This is a genomic window from Flavisolibacter tropicus, from assembly GCF_001644645.1.
In the GTDB taxonomy this organism is placed as follows: Bacteria; Bacteroidota; Bacteroidia; order Chitinophagales; family Chitinophagaceae; genus Flavisolibacter; species Flavisolibacter tropicus.
Genome location: NZ_CP011390.1, coordinates 4,949,692 through 4,964,891, shown reverse-complemented (window position 1 = coordinate 4,964,891; position 15,200 = coordinate 4,949,692). Strand labels below are relative to the sequence as shown.

The 15,200-nt window shown below is 38.7% G+C and carries 9 protein-coding genes; all 9 read right to left on the bottom strand.

Annotated features, from left to right (window positions below):
- Nucleotides 1–102: 102 nt before the first annotated feature.
- Complete coding sequence (locus tag SY85_RS21275; RefSeq protein WP_066407424.1) at nucleotides 103–840, bottom strand: hypothetical protein; 738 nt, start codon at nucleotides 838–840, stop codon at nucleotides 103–105.
- Between the two features lie 53 nt (nucleotides 841–893).
- Entirely contained in the window at nucleotides 894–1,610 is a 717-nt protein-coding gene (locus tag SY85_RS21270) for a hypothetical protein (RefSeq protein ID WP_066407421.1), read from the bottom strand.
- 81 nt (nucleotides 1,611–1,691) lie between these two features.
- Nucleotides 1,692–2,261 (bottom strand): DUF1735 domain-containing protein, encoded by a 570-nt coding sequence (locus SY85_RS21265; RefSeq protein ID WP_066407419.1) that lies wholly within the window; start codon nucleotides 2,259–2,261, stop codon nucleotides 1,692–1,694.
- A gap of 18 nt (nucleotides 2,262–2,279) precedes the next feature.
- A complete protein-coding gene (locus SY85_RS21260) occupies nucleotides 2,280–3,770 on the bottom strand; it encodes a SusD/RagB family nutrient-binding outer membrane lipoprotein (RefSeq protein ID WP_066407417.1) in 1,491 nt (496 codons plus the stop codon).
- A 27-nt stretch (nucleotides 3,771–3,797) separates the two neighbouring features.
- A complete protein-coding gene (locus tag SY85_RS21255) occupies nucleotides 3,798–7,025 on the bottom strand; it encodes a SusC/RagA family TonB-linked outer membrane protein (protein WP_066407416.1) in 3,228 nt (1,075 codons plus the stop codon).
- Nucleotides 7,026–7,411: 386 nt separating this feature from the next.
- Nucleotides 7,412–8,842, bottom strand: coding sequence for a SusD/RagB family nutrient-binding outer membrane lipoprotein (locus SY85_RS21250; RefSeq protein ID WP_066407414.1), 1,431 nt, complete (start codon nucleotides 8,840–8,842; stop codon nucleotides 7,412–7,414).
- Nucleotides 8,843–8,855: 13 nt separating this feature from the next.
- The gene (locus tag SY85_RS21245) at nucleotides 8,856–12,071 is read right to left on the bottom strand and encodes a SusC/RagA family TonB-linked outer membrane protein (protein ID WP_066407411.1); all 3,216 of its coding nucleotides are present in this window, start codon (nucleotides 12,069–12,071) and stop codon (nucleotides 8,856–8,858) included.
- A 264-nt stretch (nucleotides 12,072–12,335) separates the two neighbouring features.
- Nucleotides 12,336–14,360 carry a ComEA family DNA-binding protein gene (locus tag SY85_RS21240; RefSeq protein WP_066407409.1) on the bottom strand — a complete coding sequence of 675 codons (2,025 nt, stop codon included), beginning with the start codon at nucleotides 14,358–14,360 and terminating at the stop codon, nucleotides 12,336–12,338.
- Nucleotides 14,357–15,169 carry a PorV/PorQ family protein gene (locus SY85_RS21235; RefSeq protein ID WP_066407406.1) on the bottom strand — a complete coding sequence of 271 codons (813 nt, stop codon included), beginning with the start codon at nucleotides 15,167–15,169 and terminating at the stop codon, nucleotides 14,357–14,359. The genes SY85_RS21240 and SY85_RS21235 overlap by 4 nt, the downstream gene beginning before the upstream one ends.
- Nucleotides 15,170–15,200: the final 31 nt, after the last annotated feature.

Here is a 15,200-nt window from a genome sequence, read left to right as displayed (position 1 = left end):
CAATTTGCATTTAGCGCAACTATGATACAAGACAGATATTTGTATAAAAAATAAAGCCTGTTGCAGGCTTTATGTTAAACAGATTTTGTTTAGATCTCATACTTAAGAGTGCTTATTCAAATAAATTGTTAGATTAGTTAAATACTTCTCTTTATCTGGAGTTACTTTATTTTCTGAGATATATTCTTTTGCCTTAGGAAATATTTCAGTTAACTTTCTAAGCTCTTTTTTATTTAGATTAACTATTTCAACGAAACCTTCCTTATCATTTTTCATAAAGAATGTAGTTTCATCTACATAGCGATCATATTTATATCCTTTTTCATAAAGCCCCTTGTTTTCATAATCCGCACGATAGAATTTGGTAGTTATTTTTTTATAAAGAGAACAAATACTGTCTTTATAAACCTCGACAAGGAAGCTTGATTTACTTCCTGGGATTCTTAAAAATGAATACGACTTCTCGGATGAATCGATTAAATTGAAAGACTCAATAGAGCTCATATCAACTTCAACAAAATGGGTATCATCAACTTTTAAGATTAAATCATCATTTATCTTATCGTAATTCAATTTATAAGCTGATTGATTTACAGTTCCGTTTTCTAAAACTACTTTTCCTTTAGCCCATCCATTTACTAGATAACGTGAGCCTTGAACTTCTTGATTTTGGGCATTTAATAATAATGAACCCTTATTGTTTAAATTATAGGTTAGCCCATCAAAAGTTGGAGGAATTTCACTTAGTCTTGTAGCAACCGGTTTCTCGGGCTCAAAGCGCTTTTGCGCATTAGAAACTACTGTAAAAAATAAAAAGCCAAAAAGGAAATAACTTTTCATATGCATAAGTTTATTTACTACTTCCCGATCATTTATAAAATAATATTGAAAACTTATAAAGTAGCATTAAGTTCTTTAGTAAGTCTAATTAGAAAATCTTCCTTATCCGCTGTAGGCTTGTACTCTTCTAAAAGTTCCTTTGAAATAGGCAAAGTTTCAGATAATCTCTTGATTGCCTTCTTACTAAAGTTGTTAATAGCTCTTAGATTATTTTTTTTATCTGCTATATAATAAATAAACTCATCTTCATATCGGTCATACTTATACCCTTTTTCATATAAGCCTTTGTTTTCATAATCCGACTTATAAAACTTAGTATTAACTTCTTTATAAAGCGAGTAAGCGTTGCCCTTATAAAGTTCTTCCAGGTATTTCTTATGATCACCAGGCAGCTTAACAAACTTATAGGTTCTATTAGCCGAATCGTTCAACATAAAGCTTACAATCTCACCCATATCTACATCAAGAACATTTTGATCATTAAGCTTTACAATCAGGTTTTCTTTCACCTTATCATAATTCAAAACAAACGTCGGTTCTTCCATCGTTGAATTCCTCAATACGATGCTTCCTTTTGCCCACCCATTAACCAAGTAGGGAGATCCTTGAGTATTCTCTTTCTGGCTGAAAGCAATCATTCTATTAGATGCATTTATGGCCGCAGGATTTTTTGCATATTCGCTAAAACTTTGAGTGATACTTATGTTAGTCGTTTGGGCATTTAATTGGATAGACACTAATCCAAAAAATAATAACACACGCATTTTCATATTAAACAATATGTATTAAATGTATAAAATAGAAAGCCCCAATGATGGGGCTTTCTAGGTAATAAACTTGAGTATCTAATCTTATTTCAATTTCACTCGCATATTCCACAGTACATTACGGAAGTTTTCCGCAACTGTAAAATTATGGCTTACAACATTATCAATTGAAACAGGTAAGATGTACTTCTTGTTTTTGAATCGGCTTACACCAGCGCCATTGTTAGCATTAGCTTTAACTTTTACAATAAAGTCACCAACACTAAATACACCGGCGTTTGGTATTACTACATCTAAAGTTGGCACAGTGTACAAGTCTTCTGGAAGTAACTCGTACCCACCTGAAGGATGCGCGTCAATCCACTTCTGACCAGCGGCTCTATCAATTTTCATACGTACCGTTACATCGCCAACATGATCTTTTGCTGAAATATGAACAGCAGTACTATAATCTACCGTTCCTTGTGCGCTATCTAAAATAAACCAAGAGTTAGTAGGTGCAGTCGCATTAAGAGCATTTGCAGGAGCCTTTGGCAAGTCTGCAATTGGCTGCGTTGAAGAAAAATCTTCAGCTAGTTCAAACTTCTTAAGGCAAGAAGTTAATACTGCAGGAATTAAAATAAATGGAATGATTCTTATTAATAACTTTTTCATGCTTTTTCAATTAATATATTATTTATCCCAGAAAACAGTTGTTGTAAATGGATCTACAGTTCCCTCAGCGCTTACACTTGCCCCATTTAATAATAACTCATTTTGTGGATATAACATTCTAACAGGGATTTTGCCTTTACTTGTAGGATCTATACTTAATGGTACATTAGGTACGCCTGTACGTCTGAAATCATTGTAAGCAGCTAATATATCAATAGTATTTAAAGCTAAATACTTCTGTGTGATGATCAGTTTTAATTTATCAGTTGCTAAAGCCCAGTTTGTATTGGCATCACTTTGCGATACATAGGCAGCGGCTGCAGTAGAAGCACTTGGTACTTTAGTAAAGGTGAAAGAAGCCAAAACAGCATCTTCATACAATTTCTGAGCATTTCCAGAAATATAACCACGTTGAGCAGCTTCGGCTTGTAAAAACAACGATTCCGCTGCAGTAAGAACTACGGCATCGCCTTTTGCTTGCAATAATCCTTTACCCATATTAGCAACTCCGGCAGCACCCACAGGATCACCTAACTCACTACCAATATAGGTAGCAGAAGTACCCTTATCATAAAAATAACTAATGCGGGGGTCGTTAGTGCTATTATACAATGAAATAGCAAACTTTCCAGCTTTGTTAGACTTATAGGTGTCAGATAATGTACCTGGACTTGTATAGTACACACCATACAAAGGATTAAACTTGGAAGCATCATCCTGATAGCCAGGATTAAGGACAGCATCTTCGCCTACTACTAAGAAATCATTGGCTGTTAAACCAGTCAACTCACCTTTTATGTAAGCATCACGACCAGCTTGTGACTGTTGTACCAACAATTTCAACTTTAAGGTATTGGCCAACTTAACCCACTTGTTCAAAAACGCATCAGGACCATCATTTGCTAATACATCTCCAAAAACAATGATTCTTTTAGCGTCAGCTGAAACGTTAATTGAACCTTTCGTTGAAGGCTTTTTGAAAATAGCAATGGCCTGGTTAAGCTGCTTTACTAAATCGTCATAAACTTCCTGGCCTTTATCATATTTAGGAGCAAAATTACCAGCCCCCTTGATCGCTTCTGAGTAAGGTACATTACCCCAAAGATCAACCAATTGATGATAATCATAAGCCTTCATCACCTTACTGATTGCTTCGTAGACTGGAAGATTTTGCTCAACAGCCTTCTTTTCTACATAATCAAAGTCTGTGATGTTATTGTAAAGATTATCCCAAACCCCAGCTAAAAAGCTGCTATTCACATCATAGGTATATTCAATGTTCGGCTTGGAGAAACCAGCTGATGCTCCATAATAACCCAACCACCAGCCAAGGCTACGATAACCTGTAAGATTATTGCGTGCAGCACCTTCTAAAGCAATAGGCATAGTTAGCTGCGGAGTGCTATATGTTGCCCTATTCGGGTCTTCGTTGATATCAAGGTAGTTCTTTTTACAACCAGCAACTCCTAATGTTGCAATAGCTGCAAACGCTATAAAAACACGTCTCATTTATTAATATTTTAAAATCGTTAAGAGTTAAAAGCCAACAGTCAAAGTAGCACCGAAAATTCTTGTGGGTGGTGATAAGTTTTCTGTGCTGATACCTTGTGCATTACCAGTACCTAATGCACTGTATTCAGGATCGGCATATACGTTGTCCTTTGGTAAGAACGTAAACAGGTTTCTAGCAACTAACCCTACAGAAGCTTTCTGAATTGTTTTAGCAAGAGTGCCCTTCACAGGAACATTATAAGTCAAGCTAACTTCCCTGATTTTCCAGAAGTCACCACTGGTAATAAAGTTGCTACTTGTATTTCTGTAACCAGCTGAAGCTGCCCAGAAGCTACTACCATTTGACGCATTATCAACAGCAACTGTAGTATTTGGCTCATATTTACCATTTACTAATAAAACAGAGTTTGGATAGATAAAACGCTGACGGCCTGTAGAAGTAGTAACTTCACTAGAACCAGTAAACGCCATAGCACTACCAATATTGTTATATACTACATATCCACCTCTGTATTCACCCAGAACATTCAAAGTCAATCCTTTATAATCAAAGGAACTATTCAAGCCCAGGATCATGTCAGGAGTAGAGCGACCTACGTTCTTTACTTTAGTATCACGTGATGGTCTACCTGTATTAGGGTTAACAATTACACGGCCTTGATCATCTCTTAACCAATCCAATACTTGTAAAACACGCATTGGTTGACCTTCAATCGTATAAACACCAGCTCCAGTAGCGGTATAACCACCAATAAATACTGATTTTGAATTTGGAGTGATCTCATCTACACGGCTGTCCATTAAAGCAAGGTTGCCTCCGAAGTTCCATTTTACAGGTCCTAAGTTTACCAAAGGAGTTAATTTAAGATCAAATTCCCATCCCCAGTTACTTACATTACCAACGTTCTGATTGGTTTTGGTAAATCCGGTTGAAGAAGAAATTTGTACAGGAACAGTTTGATTAGAAATATCCTCATCGTAATAAGTCACTTGTACATTTGCTCTGTTCTTAAATAAGCCCAATTGTATACCAGCTTCTCTAGACTTTACAATCTCAGGTTGAAGATTGCTGTTGGCCAATGTATTACCAAGTGTAAAACCTGTTAGATCGTTGTAAGGGAAACCATTAGCCTGGCTGAAAGTGTTAGATAATTCATAAGCACCTAAGCTTACGTTACCCACCTTTGTCCAGCTAGCCAATACTTTACCATAATTCAACCATGAAATATTCTTCAACGCCTTGAATGCATCAGTAAAGACAAAAGACGCATTTACACCAGGATAGAAGAAAGTACGATTTTCTGGTGACAATACAGAAACCCAGTCATTTCTTCCGGTAATTTCAGCAAACAAAAAGTTCTTATACCCTAATTGTAAGCTACCAAAGGCACCAATCTTACCAACTTTTGATTGTGATTCACCAACCACTGGTGTACCAACAATATTTGATACGTTATAAAGACCAGGAATCTCTATTTCGCTAGCGATGTCATCACTTCCATCGATACCGTTTCTGATATTACGATAGTTATTCTTATTAGCAGATGTACCTAATACCAAACGCGCATCTAAGTCATTATTTAAAAACTTATGCTGCATGTTGATAAGGAAGTCTGATTGCAGAATAAAGCGCTCATACAATCTGTCACCAAAACGTCCTCTTATTCCATTAGGAGCACCATAGGCTGTACCTTCAATATCTAAACCGTCAGGGTTTTGTGCAGGATCCTGATAAGCTATTTCATATTCGCTGAAGGTAACACCTGCCAACTTGCGTTTTTCTTGATAGTTACTTGCAGTAGCACCTAAGCGGTAAGTAAAGTTCAACCAGTTTGCAGCTTTATAGCCCAACTCCACCGAACCTAAGATATCATCACGGTTAGTTAGAACACGGCTGTTATAAATCTGCCAGTATGGATTGGGATAGTATGCATTATACCAATCATTTTCATTAGCAAACGGAGCGTTTGGATCTTTAAAGTCTCTGATAGGAATTTCACCAGGCGTGTTTAAAACGTTCCAGTAAACAGGTCTATGTTGGTTATAATCTACACCAGCTATGTCTGTAGTAATCTTAGTATAGCCGATTGAGAATGAAGTCGAGAATTTATTGTAATTGTTTGAAGCACCTAACCTAACAGAATATCTGTTAGATTTATCATCAGGTATTGTACCAGTAGTGTTGTTAAACTGACCAGACAGATAGAATGAACCATTTTGTGTTCCTGCCTGGTAGCTAATACCATTTTGAATAGTTCTACCTGTTTCAAAAAAGTCTTTTACCGGGTTTCTATACTGATATGATATTTGGTTGGTTGTATCAAAGAAAGAACCATCAGGACGGTAAAAGCGCTTTTTAGCACCCAAAGCAACGGTACTACCGTCATACTCAGGACCATACATTTGGTTTTCATATGGAATACGTCCATAAAAGCCAGTATAAGCATCTAAACTATCTGGCTCAGTAGAAGCGGCTCCAAATCTTGTATTGAATTTAGGAAAGTATGAAACCTTTTCGATAGTGGTTGAATGCGTAAAAGTAATAGATGGCTTAGCACGCACACCCTTTTTTGTAGTGATGATAAGTACACCATTTGCTGCGTCTGAACCATATAAAGCAGCAGCGTTAGCGCCTTTCAGAACGTTTACACTTTCTACATCATCTGGATTTAAAGAGTTGATGTAGTCAGCAGAAACAGGAACGTTATCTAAAACGATCAAAGCTTGGTTATTACCAAGGATGGAACGCTCACCTCTTAAAACAATACGAGTATCGGCTGTTACACCATTGTTTACTGTGTTAATTTGTAAACCAGATACTTTACCAGACAAACCGTTTGCCACATTGGTAGCTCGTGCCTGGGTCAATTCAGCTGGTGCTATTGCAGTTGTTGAATAACCGGTAGATCTAGCCGAACGCTTAACACCTAACGCTGTAGTTACTACAACTTCTTGTAGCTGACCTTCAGCTCTTACTAAAGCAATTGTAGCTGTACCTCCTGATACTGAAATTGTTTGAGCCGTAAATCCAGCAGCAGAAATAGCTAAACGTGAATCATTTCCAACTTTAATACTAAATGAGCCATTAACATCAGCCTGAACCGCATTCTTGGTTCCGGCCTCAGATACTGTAGCAAAAGGGATGGGCTCTCCCTTGACATCTCTCACGACACCAGACACAGTCCGGGTCTGAGCAAATGCTAACGCACTACAAAGCGTTAGCATTGTAAGCAACGATGCAATTTTTCTCATGTAAACGTTTGTTTTTAATAAATAAAAAATCGACCTAAAATGGTTAAGAGCTACCGAAACAGAGAAGAAACAGCAGTTCTAATATGGTCTAATTGTTTTTAAGGTGCACCAAATTAAAGATTTTAACATTTGCCAAATTAAATTAGCAAATATTTATTTATTCCTAATATCATAAATCTAACGTGTAAGCGACATATAGCAAATACAGAAAGAAAATGACAATCTTTAGTTTCAAAATGCTGCATAGCTTATCATTTTTGACAGCAACTAAGCATAAACACCTACTTACTACCCAGCAAAGCATCCTAAATCTCAAGTTCCGATTCCTTATACCCCCAAAATAAAAAAGCCACCCGAAGGTGGCTTTTTACATACAGCTTATTTTTTTAGAACTTATCCCAGAAGATCTTGGTTTCAACTTTGTCTCCACCAATTTTAGCAGCAGCGCTTGTATAGTTTGCACCATTCAGCGTTTGCTCGTTTGTAGGATAGGTTAAACGGTTAGGAAAACCTGATCTGGCAGCTGCAGGAGCTGGCAGTTTTGGATAGTCTAAGCGTCTTACATCAGTCCAAGTATCTATTGTACGATTATAGAAAGCGATCCATTTTTGAGTACCGATCTTTTCTTTCCAATCGCCTGTAGCCGTTAAATAGCTTACACCTGGCTGTAACAAGTAAGCATCAGCTTGTGCCGTTGTACCACCCCAGTATACGATAGAGGCCTTGATAGCATTATTATAATGCTCTTCAGCGCTACCAGTTACTGTGAAGCCTCGCTCTTTTGCTTCTGCACGATAAAACTCAATTTCATCATAGCTTAATAGCAATGCAGGCAATGCAGGATCTTCCAATTTTGCCCCTGGCTTAGCAAATAAAGAATAGGTATTTAATGCACCAGCCTTACCACCTACATATACTCCAGCATCGTTAGGCTTAAAGTATTGAGGAACACGAGGATCACTTAATGCATTCATCTTATTCAAGATAGTTTCACCAGCTACATAATCCTGACGCTTGCTCTGGATCAGATCAGCCCAGATTGGGTTGTTATTTGGTGTTGCAGAGAAATAAGTAATAGAAGCATTATCTGCACTAGCAGCAAAAGCGCCTGCGTCAGCTTGTTCAAATGCTGTTTTTGCTTTAGCAGCATCAACATCAGCATAGGTCATAGCCAACCTGATTTTTAATGCATTCGCAAACTTCTTCCATTTTGTTATGTTACCGCCATAAACAATATCCTGAACAGCCGTAAAACCAGCTGCAGATGTATTTAAGGCAGCGATATCTGCATCTACACGTTTCAGTAGATCTTCATAAATGGTCTTCGCGTCATCATATTTTGGGAACGTAACGCTTGCATCGATAGCCTCGTTGTAAGGCACATCACCAAATGTGTTCACCAAAATAGAATAAGTGTATACTTCCATGATGTCAGCAATTGCCAGTCTGTTCTTTTTAACATCCTCAGTAATTGTGATATCATTAGGTATTAAGCGTTTTGACTCTTTCACGTTTGCTATTACATCTCTGTACAGAATAGTCCAGAATGTTTGAGGAATGTTACGTGTTGTAAAGTCATAGTTAGGCTCATCTGGGTACGTAGTAGTAGCCCATTGTTGAACAATCAGTCTTGACACATTTCTATTCACATTTGGACTAGCCAATACGTCAGAAAGGTTTCTTACGCCGTTAGTGAATAGTGTAGCCGCAGGAACCTGTGCAGCCAGTTTCGTCTGCTCGTTAAAGCTTGAGATATCCTTAGTGCAAGACGCAAGGCCTAACACAGATAAGGAACATATGATATAATACTTTTTCATTGATGTCGAGTGTTTAGAATTTCAATTTAAGGTTAGCACCGATAGTTCTGGCAGTTGGGTAGGCACCGCTCTGATAACCTTGAGCATTACCTGCAGTCAGATTCTCTTCTGGATCAGAATAAGGAAGATTCTTATGAATGATCCAAAGGTTTCTACCAATCAGTTGTACGTCGATACCTTTAAAGGCACGCAGCTTAGATACAAGTGTCTGTGGCAGAGAATAAGAAAGGTTGGCTTCTCTTAATTTCACATAACTGGCATCGTATACAAAGTTTGCCGCTGGATTATAAGCATATCCATATGTACCTGAAACGTTTTCAACACGTGTAGTATTAGGCTTGCCATCAGCTGTTACACCAGGCATAATAACACCACCGCCTTGTGAAACAGGGCTTCTTGAAGGATTACCCAAATCGTTTAAGCCGACAGTCTCAGGATAAAGACCCGAATTCAAACCATAGTACATGTCCAGAGAGAATACATCACCACCCTGACGTACATCAACCAGGAATCCTAAAGCAAAGTTTTTATACTTGAATGTATTGCTGATACCACCAATCCAATCAGGATTTACGTTACCAATCACATTGTTTGTAGTGGTAGTCATATCATAACGACCATTTGCTTTTACCACTTTCTGGCCATCTTTCATCACCCAAGTTTTACCCTGAATAGTACCATAAGGTTGGCCAACAGTAGCATTAACCGAAATACCACCCTGGAAAGAAGCAATCTGAAGGTTTTGTGCACCATCATACAGTTCTTTTACTTCATTGCGGTTACGTGTCCAGTTAACATTTACATCCCAAGAGAAACCTTTCTTTCTGATAGGGTTTGCAAACATAGAAAGTTCAACGCCCTTATTTAAGATAGTACCTGCGTTAACTACTTTATTGCTATACCCGGTTGCAGTAGATACAGCTACCGCGAAGATCTGGTCGTAGCTAGTTGTTGAATAATATGTCGCGTCAAATCCTAAGCGATTCTTCAAGAAGGCCATTTCAACACCAACCTCTTTACTACTAGTTCTCTCAGGCTTTAAGTCCGGGTTGTTTTTTGTTGTTGGTAAAGAGAATAAAACCGCATTACCAAATGGAGTTGGTTTTGTATACGTATTCTCCAAATAAGCAAAAGGAGCATTATTACCTACTTCTGCATAGTTGGCTCTTACCTTACCGCTAGATAACCAAGTAAATTGAGGTAAGAACTTAGAGAATAAGAAGCTTGTAGAAACAGAAGGATAGCCATAAGCATTATTTGCTTTTGGCAAAGTAGAAGCGATATCTCTTCTATAGGTCGCATCTAACGATAAGTAGTCGTTATACGTTAAAGTAGCGCCACCGAAATAGCCATCAACAGCTACTGTTTGATACACCTCTGTAGGTGCAGCAATCGGATTCAGTGAATTGCTCAAAGCATATAAACCTGGTACCACTAAACCACCATTTGTTGCAGCATAAATAGAATTCACTTTTGCTCTTCTGATGTTAGTACCAGCTAATGCTTTTAAGTTTAAGCTTTTAGACAGGTCTTTATTGAAGTTTCCAATCAAGTCGTAGTTCAACTCGCGGAAGGTTCTGTTATAGCGACTGTAAGCTGACACTGGGTTACTGCCTACAGCAATACGCTCTTCCTGTAATTCATCGTAAGAATCCATAGAAACACGACCCATTATATTCAACCAAGGTGTTGGATTGTAGGTAAGTGCCATGTTGCCGAACGTACGGTAGCGACCATCTTTTTCTGTATTCTGGTAGCGTGTCCAATAGTAGTTATCTGTATAAATAGGATATAAACCACTTTGCTTTGATGGATCAGCCCAGTTCCACGTCATGTTTTGCTGGCTTCTGAAGTAAGCTTCTTTCTGCTCCTGTACATCAACGTTCGTTTGATACCACTGTCTGAAGTTCTGGTTAACGTTCAATTTATCATAACCCGTGCCATAACGACCATGAGCATTAACTGCTGAGAAGTTTACAGAAGAAGAAGCTGTAAGCTTATCCATTATTTTGTAAGTAGCACCAAAGTTCACCAGGTCTTTTAACAAGCCACTGTTTGGCAAAATGCCCTTTTCATCGCTACGAGTATAACCCAGCTTAAACGTACCCTTATCGCCTCCACCATCAACCATGATGCTATTGTTAGTAGACACAGCTGTTTCAAAGAATGTAGTGGGATCATTTTCAGCAGCTACCCAAGCACGCGTTTTTCCATAGTTTGGAGATGTTCTATCAAAGGCATCCCAATGGTATACTTGCAAGTTTGGATCATACTTTTGACCATAAGAAGCATCTTCTTGTGTAGGTACTACCAGGTCTTTTACGCCATCACCATTTGCATCAAAATAAAGGAAGCCACCATTTGGATCTGGGGCACCATATCCAGATGTTTTATAACCAGCACCATACTCTTTCTGGTACTTTGCATAGGTAGACTTATCAATGCGACCTACAGTAACACCAGAGTTAACGGTGATGCCTAAACCTTTTTTACCCTTCTTAGTTGTAATCATTACAACGCCGTTGGCAGCGCGTGAACCATAAAGAGCAGACGCAGCAGCACCTTTCAATACGGTTACTGATTCAATATCATCGGGGTTAATATCTGCAGCAGCATTACCATAATCGTAACCGCCACGACCCGTTTGTGTATTAGAGCTACTTGTATTTGAGTTATCTACAGGTACACCATCTACAACAAACATGGCCTGGTTGCTTGATGTCAATGATTTAGCACCGCGTACCACTACGTTGCTGGAAGCACCCATAGCATTACCAGTACGGATCTCAACACCAGAAACTTTACCAGATAGTGCACTTACCACGTTGTTAGAGCGTGATTGACTAACTGTTTCGCCAGTTACTGTTTGTGCAGCATAAGGCAGGGTGTTTTTGTTTCTTTTGATACCTAAGGCTGTAACAACTACCTCTTGCAATTGTCCTTCACCTCTTACTAACGAAATCGTTGCCGTATTACCTGTTACAGTATACGTTTGGGATTTGAAACCAGTAGCGGAAATACCGAGAGTAGAACTTTCTCCAATTTTAATGATGAAGCTACCATTTGCATCTGCCTGTACGGCATTTTTAGTTCCTGCTTCTGCAACTGTAGCAAAGGGGATGGGATCACCCTTTTCGTCTCTCACTACGCCAGACACAGTGCGCGTCTGACCAAATGCTAATGCGCCACAAAGCATTAACATCGTCAACAACGATGCGTTTTTTCTCATGTGAACGTTTGTGTTTTTAATAAGTAAACAATTACTCGTATAGGTTAGGGGGAAATCGTGAAACACAGTACTGTACTGCGTTTTATGCACCGCCAAGTTATATGTTTAAATACAGATTTGTTACAGAGTAGAGCTATTCCAAATCAATAAAAAAGATAAAAAATGAAGCACTAGGAGATTCTATGTAGTGGTATTTCGACAAAATGAAAATTATTGATGATGCCCGTCAATTCAAGGTCTTATAACGTTAATTTTTTTAACAAGCTAATTCAGATTATAACGTACTTGTAACTTAAATTCTGTACGCATTGACCCATTAATAACATCAAGCCCAGAGCCAATTGCAGCCTTATTCTTAAAAACGGTTTGAGCAAATCGCACCCAAAATGAAAGACGTTTATTTAACGCGTAATTCATGTTCAAATAATAGCGCCACCCTTTATCATAATACGCTGGTATACTATAGGCATACAATACATCATTCTCATACACATAGATTCTACTATTATAACCACCAGTTTCAAAGTATTGTAGTCGCAGGTTTCCTTTCCATTTTCTATTGATTGTATAATCACCTTGTATATAGTTAAGAAACCCTTCTTCACTACCAGGCTGGTTTTTGTTGAACCAAATCAATTCTGTCCTTCCCTTCAATGTCAAGCCTCTACGTATCTTATATATAATATTCATTCGCAGGCCTTGTTTAGGATTATCTTCTAAGAAATGTGTAGTAGTATCAGCAGCAGCATTGAGTTCTTTGTTTTCGCCTTTGTAGCACAGATTTATTTCTACTTGCTTATTAGGCTGATAAGTGATTTGCATCAAGTATTCCTTTCCCTTACTGGGTGCATCGGTTCTATACTTCAACCAGGGAAATTGAAATACATCGGTGTAGGCATTTATTTGCCAACCATTTGCAGGTCTTATAATAATACCTGCATAAATACCTTTCTCATTTGTTGGCTGCGTATTCTCCGTTACAGCATTTCCCCATAAGGTTTGATAGGCCGACTGAATATTTCTATATACCAACGATATATCCACTGCAGGATCGACACTCATTACCATACCGGAAAGCAATGCTTTATTATAATATTTATCAACAGCCCCTTCACCAAAGGCATGCAGATTTCTATACGTCCAACTATAATCCAGACTGTAGTTATTCCAACGCTTTCCTTCTATCCCATATAGATCATACGGCTTACCATTTGTTTGTAAGGCATGGGAAAACTGGTGAAACAAAGCGTTTGCATTCAATACCAATGCTTTCCGTTTATAGGATATTACACCACCATAGGATGCGTAATCAATGGTAGCACGTTTAGCTATTTCACTTGCCGTACGATGATAACCGCCATTATAAAAACTGGATACGACTTCATCATCAGTCAATGTATCTACATAACTACTACCATCTATTTTTCGATAAGAAGCAAATGCCGTTACTTCCAACTTTCTATTCTGCCAGGTAACCCCCACTCCCCTATTGAAATTGTATTCCGTGGCCGCACTATAGGGTTGCAACACGGGTCCCTGCCGCTTTATTTGCATTACCTCCGCATTCTTTTTAAACCCCAATGCCTGCCATTGCACTAGCCCCTGCCCCATGTTTACCGTAAAGTCGCCAATAGCAATTGTCTTAAACTGCCCAAGCTGGCGTGCAAATACATGAAAGGAATAAAAATCAAACCCATTAGATTGCGCTCCTTTAAAGAATTGTTCACCCGGATCCTTTTCTGCGGTTATTCCATACTGTAAGTAGTTCTTGTATTGATAGCGATAGCGCAATAGCAAACGATCCGGACTTCCGGCATAATAATTTGCCAGCTCTTTATTATATCCTTTTTGTTTCTCTAATACGCGAGACGTTCGCAATAGTATACTATGCTGCCCCTCTATAAATCTTGTACGGAGTGCATTCTTTAATTGTAGCGGTTCCTCCATTGTGATAAATGGAAGTATTTTCTTTATGGTAGCAATATCCCAGAGTGGCACTGATTGCAATTCATAGATGCTAACCAATGATCCTAAAGCTTCGCGATAGCGAAGAAAGCTTTCTATCTGCAAGCTGGTTAGCCATTTTAATTGTTGCCAGTCTTCAGCCGTCGATCTATTTACTGCTATAGGATGCTCTTGTAAATAATAAAGCTGTTGCAGGTAAGAGTCGTCAATCTCTTCTCCTAATAGTTCGGTTAGGCTTTCCAGTGGCTGCTCTGCTGTCTCTTCCTGCGCTAAAACCATTTGCCCACAGAGTAACAATAAAAAAAGTATGCACGGCTTTATCATTCCTTTTCTTTTTTATGGAAAAGAAGCTGCAAGCCAGGTGTTATCCCTAGTTGCGGATGCACAGCCGTCATCACTTCTACTGAAAGGGTTGACAACTGAACACCACCAGCCATACTGTAAACAGCATGCGCTGTGTTAATCCCAACCCTCGCATATAAGCGTTTGTCAAACTGATAGCGCGCTAATGCCGTAAAGTTTACTTTCTCGTCCTCTATTTTCAACACCTCTCCACTCAGCATAAAACGGTTGGAAGGTTCATAGCCAAAACCTACTGTATACATGGCAGGTAATTTTTCCTCTGTCTTGGCCAACTTACTTCCATTGGGATTGTAGACATGAAAGCCTGCCTTTACTTGTTCATTGATTTTTAATAATAAACCTGCTTCAACACTAATAGCACCAGAAGAATAATATTGAGGAATACGTTGCGAATAATAATTGAATTGCCCCCCAATAGCTAGTTTGTCACTTAACTTTCTGCCGTAGGCTAATCCTATTTCCGTTTCTGTATTAGCGGTATTCCCAAAGTAGGTTCCGGTTAATCCAAAATTGCCACTCCGAGTAGGCAGTGCGGCCGCTACCTGGTAGAAAGACAACTCCTGTAGTATAAACCGGCGTTCACTAAATATACCAGCCATAAACGTTGAAGAAGATACCAGTGCGGCCTGGTTGGCCGTAAAAGTAAAAGCCGAGGTATGATGCTGTGAATAGGTTGTTGACTGAATGGCATTCAGTGGGTAACGAGTGGCCTGACCTATAGCAAATAGCATACATAGCTGCAGCAACAGGCAGAATGTAATGGCCTTCATAAGGCAGTTAGTTTGCTTTCTAAGGTAAATG